Annotated in this window: 16 protein-coding genes; 9 read left to right on the top strand and 7 right to left on the bottom strand. The window is 71.9% G+C overall.

Annotated elements, in window-relative coordinates; genetic code table 11:
• Positions 1–34: 34 nt before the first annotated feature.
• Both VIU94_RS30800 and VIU94_RS30795 read left to right on the top strand, forming a co-directional pair.
• Positions 35–1,144, top strand: coding sequence for an NAD(P)H-dependent flavin oxidoreductase (locus VIU94_RS30800; protein WP_331916344.1), 1,110 nt, complete (start codon positions 35–37; stop codon positions 1,142–1,144).
• On the top strand, positions 1,141–2,691 hold the full coding sequence (locus VIU94_RS30795) for an acyl-CoA synthetase (RefSeq protein ID WP_331916342.1): 1,551 nt from the start codon (positions 1,141–1,143) through the stop codon (positions 2,689–2,691). Before VIU94_RS30800 ends, VIU94_RS30795 begins: the two co-directional genes overlap by 4 nt.
• A 28-nt stretch (positions 2,692–2,719) precedes the next feature.
• Here VIU94_RS30795 and VIU94_RS30790 read toward each other — a convergent pair whose 3' ends face one another.
• The 4 genes from VIU94_RS30790 to VIU94_RS30775 all read right to left on the bottom strand — a co-directional run bounded on the left by VIU94_RS30790 (position 2,720) and on the right by VIU94_RS30775 (position 6,994).
• Positions 2,720–3,136, bottom strand: coding sequence for a universal stress protein (locus VIU94_RS30790; protein WP_331916340.1), 417 nt, complete (start codon positions 3,134–3,136; stop codon positions 2,720–2,722).
• Position 3,137: 1 nt separating this feature from the next.
• Positions 3,138–4,646 carry an APC family permease gene (locus VIU94_RS30785; protein ID WP_331916372.1) on the bottom strand — a complete coding sequence of 503 codons (1,509 nt, stop codon included), beginning with the start codon at positions 4,644–4,646 and terminating at the stop codon, positions 3,138–3,140.
• Positions 4,647–4,758: 112 nt separating this feature from the next.
• Complete coding sequence (locus VIU94_RS30780; RefSeq protein WP_331916338.1) at positions 4,759–5,979, bottom strand: saccharopine dehydrogenase family protein; 1,221 nt, start codon at positions 5,977–5,979, stop codon at positions 4,759–4,761.
• A 175-nt stretch (positions 5,980–6,154) separates the two neighbouring features.
• A complete protein-coding gene (locus VIU94_RS30775; RefSeq protein ID WP_331916336.1) occupies positions 6,155–6,994 on the bottom strand; it encodes a nitroreductase/quinone reductase family protein in 840 nt (279 codons plus the stop codon).
• Between the two features lie 169 nt (positions 6,995–7,163).
• Between VIU94_RS30775 and VIU94_RS30770 the strand changes: the two genes are divergently transcribed.
• The 3 genes from VIU94_RS30770 (at position 7,164) to VIU94_RS30760 (ending at position 9,809) form a co-directional block, all read left to right on the top strand.
• Complete coding sequence (locus VIU94_RS30770; RefSeq protein ID WP_331916370.1) at positions 7,164–7,562, top strand: MarR family winged helix-turn-helix transcriptional regulator; 399 nt, start codon at positions 7,164–7,166, stop codon at positions 7,560–7,562.
• Between the two features lie 83 nt (positions 7,563–7,645).
• Positions 7,646–8,665, top strand: a complete 1,020-nt coding sequence (locus VIU94_RS30765; protein ID WP_331916334.1) for an aldo/keto reductase — start codon at positions 7,646–7,648, stop codon at positions 8,663–8,665.
• Positions 8,666–8,702: 37 nt separating this feature from the next.
• Complete coding sequence (locus VIU94_RS30760) at positions 8,703–9,809, top strand: calcium:cation antiporter (RefSeq protein WP_331916332.1); 1,107 nt, start codon at positions 8,703–8,705, stop codon at positions 9,807–9,809.
• A gap of 31 nt (positions 9,810–9,840) precedes the next feature.
• On the opposite strand, the gene VIU94_RS30755 is transcribed toward VIU94_RS30760, so the two are convergent.
• The gene (locus VIU94_RS30755; protein WP_331916330.1) at positions 9,841–12,261 is read right to left on the bottom strand and encodes a penicillin acylase family protein; all 2,421 of its coding nucleotides are present in this window, start codon (positions 12,259–12,261) and stop codon (positions 9,841–9,843) included.
• A gap of 156 nt (positions 12,262–12,417) precedes the next feature.
• On the opposite strand from VIU94_RS30755, the gene VIU94_RS30750 reads away from it, so the two are divergent.
• On the top strand, positions 12,418–13,917 hold the full coding sequence (locus VIU94_RS30750; protein ID WP_331916328.1) for a fatty acyl-CoA synthetase: 1,500 nt from the start codon (positions 12,418–12,420) through the stop codon (positions 13,915–13,917).
• Positions 13,918–13,982: 65 nt separating this feature from the next.
• Here the strand turns inward: VIU94_RS30750 and VIU94_RS30745 are convergent, their stop codons facing one another.
• Positions 13,983–14,360, bottom strand: coding sequence for a VOC family protein (locus VIU94_RS30745; RefSeq protein ID WP_331916326.1), 378 nt, complete (start codon positions 14,358–14,360; stop codon positions 13,983–13,985).
• Between the two features lie 242 nt (positions 14,361–14,602).
• Between VIU94_RS30745 and VIU94_RS30740 the strand changes: the two genes are divergently transcribed.
• Positions 14,603–15,556: a D-2-hydroxyacid dehydrogenase family protein gene (locus VIU94_RS30740; RefSeq protein ID WP_331916368.1), complete on the top strand. Its 954-nt coding sequence runs from the start codon at positions 14,603–14,605 to the stop codon at positions 15,554–15,556.
• A 29-nt stretch (positions 15,557–15,585) separates the two neighbouring features.
• Here the strand turns inward: VIU94_RS30740 and paaK are convergent, their stop codons facing one another.
• Entirely contained in the window at positions 15,586–16,872 is a 1,287-nt protein-coding gene (gene paaK / locus VIU94_RS30735; protein WP_331916324.1) for a phenylacetate--CoA ligase PaaK, read from the bottom strand.
• Positions 16,873–17,166: 294 nt separating this feature from the next.
• Here paaK and VIU94_RS30730 point away from each other — a divergent pair, with 294 nt between their 5' ends.
• Complete coding sequence (locus VIU94_RS30730) at positions 17,167–18,600, top strand: family 2B encapsulin nanocompartment shell protein (RefSeq protein ID WP_331916322.1); 1,434 nt, start codon at positions 17,167–17,169, stop codon at positions 18,598–18,600.
• Positions 18,601–18,634: 34 nt separating this feature from the next.
• Positions 18,635–18,826: hypothetical protein (locus VIU94_RS30725; protein WP_331916320.1), on the top strand; the 192-nt coding region annotated here is incomplete at its 3' end.

Genomic DNA, 18,826 nt, shown 5'->3' with positions numbered 1-18,826 from the left:
CCCTCGGCCGATCAGCTGCGGCATCCTGCCGCCCATGAAGACGGAGCTGAGCCAAAAACTGGGGATCGAGCACGCCATCTTCGGCTTCACGCCCTTCCCCGCGGTGGCCGCCGCCATCACCAGAGCCGGCGGATTCGGCGTGCTCGGCGCGGTCCGCTACACCGCCCCCGACGATCTCGCCCGCGACCTCGACTGGATGCAGGAACACACCGACGGCCTGCCCTACGGCCTCGACGTGGTCATGCCCGCCAAGAAGGTCGAGGGGGTGACGGAGGCCGATGTCGAGGCCATGATCCCCGAGGGGCACCGGGAGTTCGTCCGAGAGACCCTCGCCAAGCACGGCGTGCCCGAACTCGCCGAGGGCGAGGCCTCCGGCTGGCGGATCACCGGCTGGATGGAGCAGGTCGCCCGCAACCAGCTCGACGTCGCCTTCGACTACCCCATCAAGCTCCTCGCCAACGCCCTCGGCTCGCCGCCCGCCGACGTCGTCGCCCGCGCCCACGACCACGGCGTGCTCGTCGCCGCCCTCGCCGGCAGCGCCCGGCACGCCCGCCACCACGCCGAGGCCGGCATCGACGTCGTCGTCGCGCAGGGGTACGAGGCCGGCGGCCACACCGGCGAGATCGCCTCCATGGTCCTCACCCCCGAGGTCGTCGAGGCCGTCGCCCCGCTGCCCGTCCTCGCCGCCGGCGGCATCGGCAGCGGCGAGCAGATCGCCGCCGGGCTCGCCCTCGGCGCACAGGGCGTCTGGCTCGGCTCCCTCTGGCTCACCGCTGCCGAGGCCGACCTCCACTCCCGCGCCCTCACCGCCAAGCTGCTCGCCGCCGGCTCCGGCGACACCGTCCGCTCCCGCGCCCTGACCGGCAAGCCCGCCCGCCAGCTGCGCACCGAGTGGACCGACGCCTGGGACGACCCGGCCGGCCCCGGCACGCTGCCGATGCCGCTGCAGGGCCTGCTGGTCGCCGAGGCCGTCTCCCGGATCCAGAAGTACGAGGTGGCGCCGCTGCTCGGCACCCCCGTCGGCCAGATCGTCGGCCGGATGAACTCCGAGCGCAGCGTCCAGCAGATCGTCGACGATCTCACCCGCGGCTTCGAGAAGGCCGTCGACCGCATCAACCGCATCGCCGGAAGGAGCGCGACGTGAGCGAGGTACCCAACGGCTTCTGGGCGCAGGCGGCCGCCGACCCGGAGCGCACGGTCCTGATCGCGCCCGACGGCGCGCAGTGGTCCGCCGGACGCCTGCACGCCGACGCCAACCGACTCGTCCACGGCCTGCGCGGCGCCGGCCTGGAGCGGGGCGACGCGTTCGCCGTCGTGCTGCCCAACGGCGTCGAGTTCCTCACCGCCTATCTCGCCGCCGCGCAGGGCGGCTTCTACCTGGTGCCGGTCAACCACCACCTGGTCGGCCCCGAGATCGCCTGGATCGTCGGCGACTCCGGGGCCAAGGTGCTGCTCGCGCACGAGCGGTTCGCCGAGGCGGCGACGGCCGCGGCCGACGAGGCGGGGCTGCCCGCGACCCACCGGTACGGCGTGGGCGCGGTCCCCGGCTTCCGCCCGTACGCCGAACTCCTGGACGGACAGCCGGAGTCCGCGCCGGAGGGGCGCACCCTCGGCTGGGTCATGAACTACACCTCCGGCACCACCGGCCGCCCGCGCGGCATCCGCCGTCCGCTGCCCGGCAAACTCCCGGAGGAGACGTACCTCGGCGGCTTCCTCGCCATCTTCGGCATCCGCCCGTTCGACGACAACGTCCACCTCGTCTGCTCGCCGCTCTACCACACGGCCGTGCTGCAGTTCGCCGCCGCGTCCCTGCACATCGGGCACCCGCTGGTGCTCATGGACAAATGGACGCCCGAGGAGATGCTGCGGCTGATCGACGCGCACGCCTGCACGCACACCCACATGGTCCCGACCCAGTTCCACCGGCTCCTCTCCCTCCCGGAGGAGGTCCGCGGCCGGTACGACGTCTCGTCGATGCGGCACGCCATCCACGGGGCCGCGCCCTGCCCCGACCACGTCAAGCGCGCGATGATCGAGTGGTGGGGCCACTGCGTCGAGGAGTACTACGCGGCCAGCGAGGGCGGCGGCGCGTTCGCCACCGCCGAGGACTGGCTGAAGAAGCCCGGCACGGTCGGGAAGGCCTGGCCGATCAGCGAGCTCGCGGTCTTCGACGACGACGGCAACCGGCTCGCGCCCGGCGAACTCGGCACCGTCTACATGAAGATGTCGACCGGCGGCTTCGCGTACCACAAGGACGAGGCGAAGACCGCGAAGAACCGCATCGGCGACTTCTTCACGGTCGGCGACCTGGGCGTCCTCGACGAGGACGGCTATCTCTTCCTCCGCGACCGCAAGATCGACATGATCATCTCGGGCGGCGTCAACATCTCCCCCGCCGAGATCGAGGCCGCCCTCCTGGCCCACGCGGCCGTCGCGGACGCCGCAGCCTTCGGCATCCCGCACGCCGACTGGGGCGAGGAGGTCAAGGCCGTCGTCGAGCCCGCCGAGGGCCACGAACCCTCGGAGGCCCTCGCCGCCGACATCCTGGCCCACTGCGCCGAGCGCCTGGCCGGCTACAAACGCCCCAAGACCGTCGACTTCACCGCGACCATGCCCCGCGACCCCAACGGCAAGCTCTACAAGCGCCGCCTCCGCGACCCGTACTGGGAGGGCCACGACCGCCCGCTCTAGCCGGTTCCGGGACGGCGTTCCGGAGCTGTCACTCCTCGGGAGGGACGCAGAGCACCGGGACGCCGGACAGGTGCAGTAGTTTGTGGGGCGTCGAGCCCAGCAGCGCGCCGCGCATCGGGCTCTCGCCCCAGCTGCCGACCACGATGACGCGTGCGGTGTGCCGCCGCGCCGCGTCGAGCAGGGCCTGGGCGGGCTTCTCGTCGAGCACCTCGACGACGGTCGGCACGCCCGCCCGGTCCGCCTCCGCGACCGCGTGCTCCAGACCGGTGCGGCCGGCCTGCCGGACGGCCTCGTGGTGCGACGCGTACTCCTCGCCCGTGGGTCCGGGGGCCGCGGCTCCGAAGACCAGGACGAGCTGCTCGTCGAACGCGGCGGCCACCTCGACCGCGATGCGCAGTGCGCGGGCGGAGCCGGGGGACTCGTCGTAGCCCAGGACGACCGACATCTCAGGACTCCTTGCCGTGGCCGTGGCCGTGGACGAGTTCGGGGTCGGCCACACCGGGGCGCTCCTGCCAGAACGCCGGCGCCCACAGGCGCCTCGCGAACATGGCCAGAACGCCGGTGGCCGCGATCCCGATGCCGATGACGAGCGGCGGACCGAGACCGAACCACGAGGTGCCGCTGTACGAGTTCTCCGGGTCGGACATGTCCGCGACCGACCGCACCAGCAGCCAGGTCAGCAGCCCGGCGCCGACCAGTGGCCCGACGCCGATCAGCAGGAAGTTGTGCACGCTCTCCAGGAGGTGCCGGCGGTAGTAGACGACGCAGGCCAGGCCCGTGAGCGCGTAGTAGAAGGCGATCAGCAGCGACAGCGCGGTCAGCGAGTCGAAGAGGGCGTTGGAGCTGATCTGGCTCACCACGAGATACCAGGCGATGGCGATGGCGGCGACCCACCACGTGCTGACGTCCGGGGTGCGGAAGCGAGGGCTGATGTGGGCGTAGTGCTCGGGCAGCGCACGGCGGCGGGCCATGGACAGCGCGGTCCGCGACGCGGGGATGATCGTGGTCTGGGTGGAGGCGATGGCGGACGTGGAGACCGCCAGCAGCAGCACCCAGTCCCAGCCGCCCATCACGTCCCCGGCGAGCTGGGCGAAGATGAACTCCTCCTCGTCGGCGTTCTCGGCGAGGAACGCCGGGCCCGCGTAGGCCACCACCGCGAATCCCACGGACACGTAGGTGACCAGCAGGATGACGGTGGACCAGAGTCCGGCCCGGCCCGGGGCGGTCGCGGAGTCCTCGACCTCCTCGGTCAGGTTGACCGCCGACTCCCAGCCCCAGTACGCGAAGACGCCGAGGAGCAGCCCGCCGGTCAGCGCTGCACCGCCGGCCCCGAAGGGGTTCAGCCAGCCGAAAGCCGGATCGACCGCGTCGTACTTGCTGGTTCCGTTGTAGACGCTGTACATCGCCACGCCCACGAAGACGAGCAGACAGGCGACCTGTGCCAGGATGAGCACGTTCTGCACCTTGGCCGACAGCTCGGTGCCGATGACGCACACGGCCGTCATCACCAGGATGACCAGCACCGTGAGCAGTTGGCGCACGAAGGTGTTGTCCACCCAGCCGTCGAGGCCGAAGGCGAGCAGCGCGAAGCTCACGGCCACATCGGCGAGCGAGCCGACGACCAGGACCCCGGTCATCGCGATGGCCCACCCGCCGAGCCAGCCGGCCCAGGGGCCCATGGCGCGGGTGACCCAGGAGAAGGTCGTGCCACAGTCCTGGTCGACCTTGTTCAGGTAGTAGAAGGCCGACGCGATCAGCAGCATCGGCACGAAGGACGCCAGCATCACGCCCGGCGCGTAGATCCCCACCAGCGCCACGACGGGGCCGATGATGGCCGCGAGGGAGTAGGCGGGGGAGGTGGAGTTGAGCCCGATGACGAGGGCGTCGACAAATCCGATCGCGTTGGGCTTCAGCCCCACGGGTCGCCCGGCGGGCGCGGCATCCTCGGCGGCCATGTTCCCTCGCTCCCGTCGTCCCGGAAAGATCAGCGAGACGTCTGCGTTCATCGTAGGAAGGGTCGACCGGGCGTGCACGCGCGGCCGGGCAGCCGGGTGGCGCCGGACGGCGTCACTGTTCGCGCATGCCCCAGGGAGCTCCGTACTCCGGCAGCAGGTCGAGGAAGGGCTCCGGGGGCATCGCCTCGGGGCCGAGCACGCCGCGGCCCTGCCAGGCCCCGGACGCGACGAGTTCGAGAGCGGCCACAGGGTTCACCGCGGTCTGCCACACGACCGCCTGGGAGCCGTACTCGCGCATCGACCACTGGTTGTCGACCACCTGGTAGAGGTACACCTCCCGGGGCCGCCCGTCCTTGGTCCCCTTGACCCAGGTGCCCGCGCACGTCTTGCCGTGCATCCGGTCGCCGAGGCTCGCCGGGTCGGGCAGACAGGCGGCGACGACGTTCCGCGGCGACACCGAGACCGTGCCCGCGGGGCCCGCCACGCTCACCGGTTCGGTGCGGTCGAGCCCCAGTTTGCGCAGGGTGCGCAGCACGCCGATGAACTCGTCGCCGAGGCCGTACTTGAAGGTGACCCGCCGGGCCTTCAGCCATCGGGGGACCAGCAGCACCTCCTCGTGTTCGACGTTCACGCACTCCACCGGCCCGATCCCCTCCGGGAAGTCGAAGACCTCCGGCTCGCTGAAGGGCGCCGTGGTGAACCAGCCGCGCGCCTCCTCGTAGACGACGGGCGGGTTCAGGCATTCCTCGATGGTGGTCCAGATGTTGAAGGTCGGGGCGAAGGCGTACCCGTCGACCACCAGGTTCGCGCCGTCGCGAACGCCGATCTCCTCGATCTCGTCGAAGAGCGCGTCGGAGGCGTGGCGGGCGAAGACGTCCGAGAGGCCCGGTTCGACACCCATGCCGACGAGAGCGAGCCGGTCCGCCGCCTCCCATTCGGCTGATCGGGCGAACTGCGCGTCTCCCAGCTTCACGCCGCACTCCTCGTACGGGCGCGACGGGTGCGGCCGGGAGAGGGACATCGCCATGTCGAGGTAGTGGGCGCGCTCGGCGAGCGCCGCTTCGAACAGAGGCATGACGAAGCGTGGATCGGTGGCGTTGAGCAGGACGTCGCAGCGGTGCTCGGCCAGGGCCGCCCGTACGCCGGCAGTGTCCGAGGCGTCGAGCCGAGCCGCCGTGAAGCGGTCTTCGTTCGCTCCGAGGCCGGTGACGGCCGACTCCGCGCGCGTGCGGTCGTAGTCGGCGACGACCATGTGCGCAAAGAACGAGCGGCGGGCGGCGATCCTGGTGATCGCCGTACCCACCCCTCCCGCGCCCACCATGAGGATGCGCATGGAGCACTCCTTCGTTCCGCCCCGGGCACGGCCCGGGGCGGTCGCGCCGCTTCCGATGATGCCGCTTCGGGCACGGCCCGGCGCGGCGGACGGGCGCGAGGCCGCACTCGTGCAGGAGCGGTTCGCCGAGGCGGCGACGGCCCGGGCAGACGAGGCGGGGCTGCCCGCGCCCGCTCTAGCGCTCCGTGCCGGTGAGCGCGGGGATCAACTGCCCCTCCTCGTAGGCGAAGTGCTCCTCCAGGCGGGCGGCGAGCCGGTCCACCTCGGTGCGCAGGATCTCCGGCGCGGCGTCGGAGGTCAGCAGTGCCTCCAGCTCCTCGACCGTTCGGGCGACGACCTTGTGCTCCCGGCGCATCCGGTCCAGGGCGTCCGACAGGTCGGGGAACTGCTGCTCCAGGAGGTCGAAGACGCTGTCCTCGTTGTGGTGATGGGCGTGCATCGCGCCGCAGAACGACAGGCAGTGTCGGGCGAGCTGCCGCCCGAGGGTGCGGGAGGAGCCCAGCCCCTCCCGGACGGCGGCGAGTTCGGCGCGCAGCTCGTCGTGGACCTTTGTCAGATGGGCGGCGATGGCCCGGTGCCGCGCCGGATCGGCGAGGTCGACGCGGTACAGGGCGACGACGGGGATGACCCGGTCGGTTCCGGCCTGGTACGCCGCGAACGCCGGGTCCCGTGCGCACTGCTGCGCGAACAGCCGGTCGCGTTCCTGGCCCTCGGTGACGTCGGCCGTCGCGGAGAAGCGCTCGACGGTCCCCTCCTGGGCGCCGATCTCGACGGTCACGTGGGGGTCGGCGCGCAGGTTGTGGAACCACGCCGGGTGCCGCGGTCCGCCCGCGTTGGACGCGAAGACCAGCAGGCGCGCCCCGTCCCGTACGTACACGGCCGGATTGGTGTGGGGCCGGCCGCTGCGCGCGCCGGTCGTGGTGAGCAGGAGTAACCGCGCACCCTCGAACATCCCGCCCACCCGGCCGCCGTTGGCCCGGAACTCCGCGATGACCTGCGCATTGAAATCGGACATGGCTGTGCCCTCCGAGTAGCATCGATCCCGACAGATCTATTTGCTTTGAAAGCAAAGCTAAATTGGAGGGTGCAGGGTGTCAACCGCTCGCAAGAGCCCCGGGGCCGCGGACTCCGCCGGGCCCCCTGGGGTCGACGTCGACGACGCAGTCCGCGCGCTGCTGCTGCTCATGCCCCGCATGGTCGGCCGGGTCAAGCGCATCAAGATCCCCGACGAGCTCCAGTCCCTCTCCCTCGCCCCCCGCCATCTCTCGCTGCTCGCCTACCTGCTCTTCGACGGGCCGCTGAGCGTCAACGAGCTCGCCGCCCGGCTCGAGATCGCCCCCACCACCGTGAGCCTGATGGTCGGCGACCTGGCCAAGAAGGGTGTCCTGGAGCGGGCCGAGGACCCCGCCGACCGCCGCCGCAAGATCGTGTCCATCGCCGACGCGCACCGCGCGTCCATCGACGGCTGGCTCGGCCGCGGCGCGACCGCCTGGCGAGCCGCGCTCGCACCGCTCTCCGCCGCCGAGCGACAGCTCTTCATCGACACCCTCGCGGCGTACGAGGCGGGCCTGGCGGACGGCTGAACCGGAGCGGCGGACACCCGCGGACCCGCCCCGCCCCCTCCCGTACAGTCGCAAGTACGTTCTCCAGAAGGGAAGTTCACGCTGTGCGATACCGACTCTTCGGCCCCACCGGACTGCGCGTCTCCGAACTGATGCTGGGCGCCATGACCTTCGGCGAGCAGGGCGGCGTCGGTGCGTCGCCCGACGAGTGCCGGCGGATTCTCGACCTCTACGACGAGGCCGGCGGCAATGTCGTCGACACGGCCGTGAACTACCGGGGCGGCGAGAGCGAGCGGATCCTCGGGGAGCTGCTCCACGGGCGGCGCGACCGGTTCGTGCTCTCCACCAAGTACAGCGTGACCCGCGACGACGCCGACCCCAATGGGGGCGGCAATCACCGCAAGAACCTCACGCTCTCCCTGGAGACCAGCCTGCGCCGGTTGCGCACCGACTATCTCGACGTCTACTGGGTCCACATGTGGGACCGGCACACGCCCGTCGAGGAGACCATGCGCGCGCTCGACGACGCCGTGCGGGCGGGGAAGATCCTCTACGTCGGCATCTCCGACGCCCCCGCCTGGGTGGTGAGCCGGGCCAACACGCTCGCCGAGTGGCGCGGCTGGCAGGCGTTCGCCGGGCTCCAGGCGCCGTACAGCCTGCTCCAGCGCGACATCGAGCGCGAGCTGCTGCCGATGGCCGAGGCGTACGGGATGACCGTCGCCGCCTGGAGTCCGCTGGCCGGCGGCATCCTCTCCGGGAAGTACACCCGTCCGGGCGGCCCCGGGCCGAGCGCCCGGCTCGCGGCCGACTCGCTCGGCGAGCGGGACCACGCCGTCGCCCGCGCCGTCCAAGAGGCCGCGGACGAGCTGGGGGTGACGCCCTCCCAGGTCGCGCTGGCGTGGACCCGGGCCCGCTCCCGGGCGGTGGTGCCGATCGTCGGCGCCCGTTCGGCCGAGCAGCTGAAGGACAACCTCGGCGCGCTGGAGGTGAGCCTGCCGGCACAGACGGTCGAACGCCTGGAGGCGGCGACGGAGTTCCGGCTCGGGTTCCCCCGCGAGTTCGTCGACGGGAACGAACGCTGGGTGTTCGGCGAGGCCACCGCCCGTCTCGACGGCAGGGGGTAGCCGGGGCGTTCACCCCCTTTGTGGCAATATGGTGATCATGAGTTCGAGCGCGATGGGGCTGACCCGACAGTGGACCACGTGGGTGCCGGTCGTCGCCGGTGTCGCCCTCGGCGTCGCATGGGGCCGGGATCTGTCCGGCTTCGCGGTCGCCCTGATCGGCCTCTGCCTGATCGGGGCCGTGCTCGCGGCCGTGCACCACGCCGAGGTGATCGCGCATCGCGTCGGAGAGCCCTTCGGCTCGCTGGTCCTCGCGGTCGCGGTCACCGTCATCGAGGTCGGACTGATCGTCACCCTGATGGCGGGCGGCGGCGACAAGGCCTCCACGTACGCCCGGGACACCGTCTTCGCGGCCGTCATGATCACCTGCAACGGGATCGTCGGACTGTCGCTGCTCGTCGCCGCGCTGCGCAACCGCATCGCCGTGTTCAACGCGGAGGGCTCCGGCGGCGCGCTCGCCACGGTCTGCACCCTCGCCACGATGACTCTCGTCCTGCCTGCCTTCACCACCAGCCACCCGGGCCCGGAGTTCTCCGCCGCGCAGTTGGCCTTTGCCGCCGTCGCCTCGATCTGTCTGTACGGGGTGTTCGTCGGCGTCCAGACCTTCCGGCACCGCGACTACTTCCTGCCCGTCCCGCGCGAGGGGAGCGCGGGCGCGGACTCCGAGGACGAGCACGCGGACCCGCCCACGCAGCGCGAGACCCGGTGGAGCCTCGGCCTGCTGGTCCTCGCGCTCGTCGCGGTCGTCGGACTGGCCAAGCTGGTCTCGCCGACCATCGAGGACGGCGTCGAGTCCGCCGGGCTCCCCAAGGCGGTCGTCGGCGTCGTGATCGCCCTCATGGTGCTGCTGCCCGAGACGCTCGCCGCGGTCCGGGCCGCCCGCCGCGACCGGATGCAGACCAGCCTCAATCTGGCCTACGGCTCCGCGATCGCCAGCATCGGTCTGACGATTCCGGCGATCGCGCTCGCCTCGGTCTGGCTGTCCGGGCCCCTGGTGCTCGGCCTGGGCGCCGTCCACATGGTGCTGCTGGTCCTCACCGCCGTGGTCAGCGCCCTGACCGTGGTGCCCGGACGGGCCACCCTGCTGCAGGGCGGCGTCCATCTCTCGATCTTCGCCGCCTTCGTGTTCCTGTCGTTCAGCCCTTGACCGTCAGGCCGTGACCGTCAGGCCGTGACCGTCAGCCCCTGACGCGGACGACCCTCAGGGCCGGGGAGCGCATGATGTCCCGCTCGCAGAAGCGGGACGTCACCCAGCGCTCGCCGGAGTACAGCGCCGTCTGGTCGCTGTAATGCGCCGAGTTCGGGTTCGAGGACTGCGAGTAGCTCAGCAGCGTCCGGGCCACCGGGCACCGCCCGCCGTCCCAGCCCACCGCCTGGACATGGCTCGTGCCGTGCGCCACCTCCGTGTACCCGCCCCCGGCCGCGTTCCACACCGGCTCGGTCTTGTTCCAGACGCCGAGCGATTCCGTGCCGCCGCTCACCGGGATCCGCGCCCCGTTGCGCACCACGAACTGGTGCGCGCCGAGCGGCGCGTCCAGCGGGATGCCGGCCGCGCGCAGCTCCGCCACCGCGTCCGTGAGCGCCTTCGCGAAGCCGGCCGAGGAGGTGTCCAGGGTGTGCGGGGTACGGACCGGGTCGGCCGCCGAGAACGGGACCTTCCACTGCTGCGCGAGCGGGACCGAGCCGGCGAACTTCCGCCAGAAGCGGTCGAACAGCAGCGCGCCGCGGCTGTCCGTGTTCACCGTGCGGTCCCAGGCGCCGATCGCCCGGCACGCCTCCGGGTCGTCCGGCAGCACGGCCGGACAGGCCCGCGCCGCGTCCGCCGCCGCCATGTCACCGGCCGGCGCGCGGTTCGCGAACTGCTGCCGCTGCAGGTCGGCGACCGTCAGCCGGCCCTTCGCCGCCATCGCGGCGACGTCCTCGACGCCGCCCCGGGTGCGCAGCGAGCGGGGCGTGCCGATGGTCCCGAAGACCCGCTCGTACCCGGTGAGCGGCCGGTCCGCGTTGGTCAGCCAGGCGCTGTCGTTCGAGTTCTCCACGTACGGCGCGTCGCGCAGCACCGGCATCTTGGACGGGCCGAAGACGCCCGGCTGCACCGCGTCCGGGTCGGAGCCGAGCGTGCAGTCGGTGCGCGAGCCGTCCAGGACGGCGACGCCGGAGGCCGGGTAGGTCGCCCGGCCCAGCGGGGTGGAGCAACGCTGCGCCAGCTCGTCGGTGATCCGGGGGAGTACCTGCGACTGGGTGAACAGGCTGTGCCCGGCCGCGTCGGCGGCGATGGTGTTCACCCACGGCAGGCCCTGGACGCGCCGGAGCGTGTCGAGCACGTCCTGCGTGGAGCGGGCCTTGCCGAAGCCGAGGGCGGTGTCCGAGCCCCGCAGGTTCGTGGCGTTGGGGTCGTTGAGCGCGAACGCGGCAGTGGCGGTCCAGGGCAGCGGCAGCTGCGGGCCGAGTCCGGTGACGACGGGCCCGTACCGGGTCCACCACTGGGTACGGGTGACGGGCTCGCCGCCCTTGACCGGGACGGTGACCGTGCGCTTCGTCATCTTCTCCGGCGCGCCGTCGACCAGGTAAGCGGTCGGGTCGGCCGGGTCGAGGGTCAGCTGGTGCAGGTTGAGGGTGACGCCGGTGGCGACGGTGTGGCTCCACGCCACCTTGTCGTTGAAGCCGATGTTGACGATGGCCGTGCCGAGCAGCGACGCGCCGGAGACGTTCAGCTCGCCGGGGATCGTCTGCTGCGACTGCCAGAAGCGGCGGCCGCCCTGCCACGGGTAGTGCGGGTTGCCGAGCAGCAGGCCCCGGCCGTTCGCGGTCGTGCCGCCGTGGAACGCGACGGCGTTGGAGCCCATGTCGGCGTTCCCCGCGGCGAACAGCTCGCGGGCCGCGGCTGCCGCCTGGTCCGGGTCCGGTGTCGCGGCCGTCTTCCCAGCAGTGGCAGCGGCAGTGGCAGTGGCAGTGGCAGAGGCTGCGGCGGGCGGCTGCGCGGCCGTGATCCCGTCGACGCCGCGGCCCTGGCCGCCGAGCACCGAAACGGCGAAGCCGCGCCGGGCCACGTCCAGTTGGGTGACCGGACGCACCCAGTCGGCGTCCTTGCAGGCCGGATCGGTGATCCGGTTCTGCTTCAGCCAGGCGTTGTAGCCGGCCGCCCAGCCCCGCATCAGCTCCTTGAGCTGCCGGCTCGGGCCGGCCGGGGCGGGGGTGCGCAGCAGCTCCTCGACCGTGCCCGCGTCCCGAACGCCGCGGAAGTACAGGTCGCTGGAGAGGTTCCGGGCGGCCGAGGACAGCGAGCCGTCGGGCGCGCCGTCCGCGCCGAAGTGGCGCGAGCGTTCGCCGTTCACGGTGACGAACCCGTCGGCCAGCGTGCATATCTGGTCCGCGGCCTGCGCCCAGCCGGTGCCGAAGCCCAGGTTCGCGTAGTCCTTGGCCACGATGTGCGGGATGCCGTACTCGGTGTACCGGATGACGGCCGACAGGCCGCGGTCCGACGGCCGGTGCGGCCGGTCGCCGGAGTCGGCCGCGGCCGCTGCGGGCAGCGAGGCGGTGACCGTGGCCAGGGCGGAGCCGACGAGGAGCAGGTGTTTCAGGCGGGTGCGGAGGTGCAACGTTCCTCCCAACGGACGGATGAGGCACAGCAGTTGGAACATGCAGTCAGCTGAGCGCTTGCTTTGTCAACATCCCGTTCGGTATCCGAGGTGGGAACAGTCCCGGCGCGCTCCGGGTACTTGACCCGCCACCCGGCCGCCGCCGAGGATCCGGGCATGGAACGACTCCTGACCCGCCCCGTCGACGGTGTCCTGCGCATGAGCGCCCAGCGCGTCCCCGACCGGACGGCCCTCCGGTACGCCGACCGGACCTGGACCTACGCCGAGCTGGACGCGGCCGTCACCACCGCGGCCGCCGTGCTGCGCGAGCGGTGGGGCCTGGAAGAGTACGAGCGGGTGGCGACCTACGGCCACAACTCCGACGCCTACCTGATCGCCTTCCTCGCCTGCTCCCGCGCCGGCCTCATCCACGTGCCGGTCAACCACAACCTGACCGGCGAGGACCTCGCGTACATCCTGGAGCAGTCGGGGAGTTCACTGGTCCTCGCCGACCCAGCGCTCGCGGAGCGCGTCCCGGACGGGTTCCCCGTGAAGGCGCTGCGCGACGCCCCCGACTCGCTCCTCGCCGCACTGGACCGCCCCGACACGTACGACACCGACCGCGACGCCCGCTCCCTCGCGCAGCTCCTGTACACCTCCGGCACCACTGCCCTGCCCAAGGGCGCGATGATGTCCCACCGGGCCCTGGTGCACGAGTACGCGAGCGCCGTCGACGCGCTCGACCTGCACGAGGACGACCGCCCGGTGCACTCGCTGCCGCTCTACCACTCCGCGCAGATGCACGTCTTCCTGCTGCCCTATCTGGCGGTCGGCGCGCAGAACACGATCGTCGACGGGCCCGACCCGGCGGTCCTGTTCGACCTGATCGAGGCCGGCCGCGCCGACAGCCTCTTCGCCCCGCCGACCGTCTGGATCGGGCTCGCGAACCATCCCGACTTCACGACCCGCGACCTCTCCGCCCTGCGCAAGGCCTACTACGGCGCGTCGATCATGCCGGTGCCGGTCCTGGAGCGGCTTCGCGACCGGCTGCCCGGACTGCGCTTCTACAACTGCTTCGGCCAGAGCGAGATCGGCCCGCTCGCCACCGTCCTCGGCCCCGACGAGCACGAGGGCCGGTTGGACTCGTGCGGCCGCCCGGTCCGCTTCGTCGAGGCCAAGGTCGTCGACGAGGACGGCGAGGACGTCCCCGACGGCACGCCGGGCGAAGTCGTCTACCGTTCCCCGCAGTTGTGCGAGGGCTATTGGGACAAGCCGGACGAGACCAAGGAGGCCTTCCGGGACGGCTGGTTCCGCTCCGGCGATCTCGCGGTCCGCGACGCCGAGGGCTACTACACCGTGGTCGACCGGGTGAAGGACGTCATCAACTCCGGCGGTGTGCTGGTCGCCTCCCGGCAGGTGGAGGACGTGCTCTACACCCACCCGGCCGTCGCCGAGGCGGCCGTCGTCGGACTGCCCGACGAGCGGTGGATCGAGGCCGTGACGGCCGTGGTCGTGGCGCGCGGCGAGGTCACCGAGGCCGAACTCCTCGCCCACGCACGGGAGAAGCTCGCCCACTTCAAGGCCCCGAAGAAGGTCCTGTTCGTGGACGAGCTGCCCCGCAACGCGAGCGGCAAGATCCTCAAGCGCGAACTGAGGGACCGGTTCGCCGCGTCATGACGGAGCGGCGCCCGTTGAGTTCGGAGCGCCGCCCCGTCAGTCCGGAGCGGCGCCCCGTCACTCGGTCACTTGCGGTCCTCGACCACGCAGAGGATGTTTCCCTCGCAGTCCTTGAACCAGGCGCCGCGCAGGGTCTCCGACTCGGCCACGCCGTCGACCGTCTTGATGCCGGGCAGGTCGTACTCCTCGAACGTCACGCCCTTGGACCGGAGCTCCTTCATCTCCGCGTCGAGGTTGTCGACCTTCCAGCTCGCCAGCGTGTGCGCGGCCTCTCCGCCGGACGGCGTCTCGTAGAGACCTATGGTCGTGCCGCCGCTCTCGAACCTGGTGTCCTCGGGCGACTCCCTCGTCATGGTGAGTCCGAGGACCTCCGTGTAGTAGCGCTTCGCCCGGTCCAGGTCCTTCACCGGAATGATCGTGGCTATCGGTGACTCCGCCAGCATCGCAACCACCTCCTTCATCCAGGCTACGCAGCACCCCGCCCAGCCACAGTCCGAGCAGGCGGGCCGCCTGTGGGTGTCCGGACCGACACTCGGGGTGACGAATCGGGGTGACGAACGTCCGACCTGGCCGCCCGGCGGGTCCGTCGGCGATCATGGAGAGGAGGCGCTCCCGCGAGCCGGGGCCGCCGCCGACCCGTGCGCCGCCCGCTCCGCCGACCGACCAGGGAGACCCCATGCCGCCCATGCGCTGCGCCGTCCTCGACGACTTCCAGGGCACCGCCGGCGCCTGCGCCGACTGGTCGCCGCTCGCCGGCCGGGTGGAGGTCGTCGCCTTCGCCGCGCACCACGCCGACGAGGACGAACTGGCGGCCGCGCTCGCCGACTTCGACATCGTCGTGACCCTGCGCGAACGCGTCGCCTTCCCCGCCTCCCTGTTCGCCCGGCTGCCCCGGCTGAGGCTCCTCGTCGCCTCGGGCATGCGCAACTCCGTGATCGACTACGCCGCGGCGGACGCGCACGGCGTCACCGTGTGCGGCACCGCCAGCTCCTCCACCCCGCCCGTCGAGCTCACCTGGGCCCTGCTGCTCGGGCTCGCCCGGGGGATCGTCGCCGAGAACACCGCCCTGCGCGAGGGCGGCCCCTGGCAGAGCACCGTCGGCGCCGACTTGGACGGCCGCCGCCTCGGCATCCTCGGCCTGGGCAAGATCGGCGCCCGGGTCGCCAGGATCGCCCTCGCCTTCGGCATGGAGGTCACGGCCTGGAGCCCGAACCTCACCGAGGAGCGCGCCGCGGAGGCCGGCGTGCGGGCGGCCGTCTCGAAGGAGGAGCTGCTGGCCGAGAGCGACTTCGTCTCGATCCACCTGGCGCTCGGCGACCGCAGCCGCGGTCTGGTCGGCGCGCCCGAACTGGCCCTGATGAAGCCGACCGCGTACCTCGTCAACACCTCACGGGCGGCCATCGTCGACCAGGACGCCCTGCTGGCCGCGCTCCACGAGGGCCGGATCGCCGGCGCCGGGGTGGACGTCTTCGACGTCGAGCCGCTGCCCGCCGACCACCCGATGCGCACCGCGCCCCGGCTGCTCGCCACCCCGCACCTCGGCTACGTCTCGCGGGACAACTACCGGACGTACTACGGCCAGGCTGTCGAGGACATCCTCGCCTTCCTGGACGGCACGCCCGTGCGCCGCCTGCCCTGACCTCGCACCATCCGGGCCGACGGCGGCCCTCACGCCCCGCGCAGGTCCACGATCCGCTTGATCTTGCCGACCGAGCGCTCCAGCGTCTCCGGGTCGACCACCTCGACCGCCACCGACACCCCGATCCCGTCCTTGACCGCCTTCGCGATCGCCCGCCCCGCCTCCGCGCGCTGCTCGGGCGTCGCCTCGGCACGGGCCTCGGCCCGTACCGTCAGCGCGTCGAGCCGGCCCTCCCGAGTCAGCTCCAGCTGGAAGTGCGGGGCCACGCCCGGCGTGCGCAGCACGATCTCCTCGATCTGCGTGGGGAAGAGGTTCACCCCGCGCAGGATCACCATGTCGTCGCTGCGCCCGGTGACCTTCTCCATCCGGCGGAACACCCGCGCCGTGCCCGGCAGCAGCCGGGTCAGGTCCCGGGTGCGGTACCTGATCACCGGCATGGCCTCCTTGGTGAGTGAGGTGAAGACCAGCTCGCCCTCCTCGCCGTCGGGCAGCACCTCGCCGGTGAACGGGTCCACGATCTCCGGGTAGAAGTGGTCCTCCCAGATGTGCAGACCGTCCTTGGTCTCCACGCACTCCTGCGCCACTCCGGGCCCCATGACCTCGGAGAGCCCGTATATGTCCACCGCGTCGATCGCGAACCGCTCCTCGATCTCGCGCCGCATCCCCTCCGTCCACGGCTCGGCGCCGAAGATGCCGACCTTCAGCGAGGTGCCGCGCGGGTCGACGCCCTGCCGCTCGAACTCGTCGAGCAGCGTGAGCATGTACGAGGGGGTCACCATGATGATCTCGGGCCGGAAATCCTGGATCAGCTGGACCTGACGAGCCGTCATGCCCCCGGACGCCGGAATCACCGTGCAGCCCAGCCGCTCCGCGCCGTAGTGCGCCCCGAGTCCGCCGGTGAACAGCCCGTATCCGTACGCCACATGGACCTTGTGGCCGGGCCGGCCGCCGGCCGCGCGGATGGAGCGGGCCACCACGTGCGCCCAGGTGTCGAGGTCCCGGTCGGTGTAGCCGACGACGGTGGGCCGGCCGGTGGTGCCGCTGGAGGCGTGGATGCGGCGCACCTGCGACTGGTCCACCGCGAACATCCCGAAGGGGTAGTGGTCGCGCAGATCCGTCTTGGCCGTGAAGGGGAAGCGGGCGAGGTCGGCCAGGGTGCGGCAGTCCTCGGGGCGCAGCCCGGCCTTGTCGAAGGACTGCCGGTAGAAGGCGACGTTCTCGTACGCGTGCCGGAGGGTCGCCCGGAGCCGCTCCAACTGGAGGGCCTCCAGCGCCCCACGGTCGAGCCGCTCGCCCTCGTCCAGCAGATCCGTCATGCGCCGCGCTCCCGTCCCCGTACCAAACCGGACGACCGATCATTCGGTCGTTGCTGTCGGAACCAGTAATCCAAGAGATCGCTGCTTCTGGCAAGGGGGTTGCGCGGACTTTCCGGCGCTCCGGCGGCGATCCGCCACTGGGCCGGATGGCGGAGCGCGCGCGGTGTGCGAGGAGCGCCAGCCCCGGGCGACGCGCAACGGCGCGCCCAGGGCGACTGCATATGACCTCGGTAACGATGCGTTAGGACTGGATGCGGAGAGTGACGAATCGATTGCACGAATGGAGCCCAGCTCATGTCGGTGGACACCGAGCCCGCGGCGGCGCCCGCACCCGCCCCCACAGCCCAGGTCAGCCAGGTCCAGCTCAGCCTCAGCACCGCCGCGGCGCGCAACCTCGCGACCACGACCAAGTCCGAACCCCAGATGCAGGGCATCAGCTCCCGCTGGCTGCTGCGCAAGCTGCCCTGGGTGCACACCCCCGGCGGCACCTACCGGGTCAACCGCCGACTCTCCTACGTCGTCGGCGACGGCCGGGTCACCTTTGTGAAGAGCGGGTCCAAGGTGCAGGTGATCCCCGCCGAGCTGGCCGAACTGCCGCTGCTGCGCGGCTTCGCCGACCCGACCGCGCTCGGCGCCCTCGCCGACCGCTTCGTGCAGAAGGAGTACGAGCCCGGCCAGGTCATCGTCCACTCGGGCAAGAAGGCCGACCACGTCTTCCTGATCGCGCACGGCAAGGTCGAGAAGGTCGGCACCGGCCATTACGGCGACGAGACCCTCCTCGGCCGGCTCGGCGACGGCGACACCTTCGGCGGCCACGTCCTCGCGAGCAGCGACGGCAAGTGGGAGTTCACCGCCCGCGCTTCGACCGCCGTCACCGTCCTTTCGCTGCCCCGCACCGCCTACCAGGCCGTCGCCGAGCAGTACGAGCAGCTCGGCGAGCATGTCCGGGGCCAGGGCTCCAACGGCCAGCGCCGCTCGACCAACAAGTCCGGCGAGGCCGCGATCGACCTCAGCGCCGGCCACTTCGGCGAGGCGATCCTGCCCGGCGCGTTCGCCGACTACGAGCTCAAGCCGCGCGAGTACGAGCTGAGCGTCGCGCAGACCGTGCTCAAGGTGCACAGCCGCGTCGCCGACCTCTACAACCAGCCGATGAACCAGACGCAACAGCAGTTGCGCCTGACCATCCAGGAACTGCGCGAGCGCCAGGAGTACGAGCTCGTCAACAACCCCGAGTTCGGACTCCTCAACAACACCGACTACGACCAGCGCATCCAGACCCACTCCGGCCCGCCGACCCCGGACGACTTCGACGACCTGATCAGCATGCGGCGCGGCACCCAGTACATCTTCGCCCACCCGCGCGCCATCGCCGCCTTCGGCAAGGAGTGCAACAAGCGCGGTCTCACCCTCGGCCACGCCGAGGTCGACGGCCACCACATCCCTGCCTGGCGCGGCATCCCGATCCTGCCCTGCGGCAAGATCCCGATCAGCGACCGGCAGAGCTCCTCGATCTTCGCGATCCGAACCGGCGAGAACAACGAGGGCGTCATCGGCCTCTACCAGACCGGCCTGCCGGATGAGATCGAGCCCGGACTCAACTGCCGCTTCATGGGCATCGACGAGAAGGCGATCATCTCGTACCTCGTCTCCGCCTACTACTCCGCCGCGGTCCTGGTCCCCGACGCCATCGGCATCCTGGAGAACGTCGAGGTGCGTCCGCGTGCCTGACCGCCCACGAGCGCGAGGGATCGGGGGCTGACCCATGTCCCTGCTCTCCCGGATGGCCGCCGCGGCGGCCTCCCCCGAAGCGGCGGCGCTGATCGGCACGGTGCTCACCGATCCGGGCCCGGGACGCCCCGACCCGTCCGGGCAGCCCCGGCTCGGGCTGTCCGGCCCCGGCACCTCGGCAGCTCGCATGTTCCTGCCCGCCCCGGGCGCCCGGACCGCCGCCCCG

Origin of the sequence: Streptomyces sp., assembly GCF_036566765.1 — a bacterium.
In the GTDB taxonomy this organism is placed as follows: Bacteria; Actinomycetota; Actinomycetes; order Streptomycetales; family Streptomycetaceae; genus Streptomyces.
Note: the sequence above shows the minus strand (reverse complement) of the source record. Positions and strands in the feature narration are given on the sequence as shown.

Coding starts and splice junctions, on each gene's coding strand:
- VIU94_RS30730 (WP_331916322.1), top strand. CDS start 17,167: ATGTCGGTGGACACCGAGCCCGCGGCGGCGCCCGCACCCGCCCCCACA.
- VIU94_RS30760 (WP_331916332.1), top strand. CDS start 8,703: ATGAGTTCGAGCGCGATGGGGCTGACCCGACAGTGGACCACGTGGGTG.
- VIU94_RS30790 (WP_331916340.1), bottom strand. CDS start 3,136: ATGTCGGTCGTCCTGGGCTACGACGAGTCCCCCGGCTCCGCCCGCGCA.
- VIU94_RS30740 (WP_331916368.1), top strand. CDS start 14,603: ATGCGCTGCGCCGTCCTCGACGACTTCCAGGGCACCGCCGGCGCCTGC.
- VIU94_RS30780 (WP_331916338.1), bottom strand. CDS start 5,979: ATGCGCATCCTCATGGTGGGCGCGGGAGGGGTGGGTACGGCGATCACC.
- VIU94_RS30775 (WP_331916336.1), bottom strand. CDS start 6,994: ATGTCCGATTTCAATGCGCAGGTCATCGCGGAGTTCCGGGCCAACGGC.
- paaK (WP_331916324.1), bottom strand. CDS start 16,872: ATGACGGATCTGCTGGACGAGGGCGAGCGGCTCGACCGTGGGGCGCTG.
- VIU94_RS30785 (WP_331916372.1), bottom strand. CDS start 4,646: ATGGCCGCCGAGGATGCCGCGCCCGCCGGGCGACCCGTGGGGCTGAAG.
- VIU94_RS30770 (WP_331916370.1), top strand. CDS start 7,164: ATGCCCCGCATGGTCGGCCGGGTCAAGCGCATCAAGATCCCCGACGAG.
- VIU94_RS30750 (WP_331916328.1), top strand. CDS start 12,418: ATGGAACGACTCCTGACCCGCCCCGTCGACGGTGTCCTGCGCATGAGC.
- VIU94_RS30800 (WP_331916344.1), top strand. CDS start 35: ATGAAGACGGAGCTGAGCCAAAAACTGGGGATCGAGCACGCCATCTTC.
- VIU94_RS30745 (WP_331916326.1), bottom strand. CDS start 14,360: ATGCTGGCGGAGTCACCGATAGCCACGATCATTCCGGTGAAGGACCTG.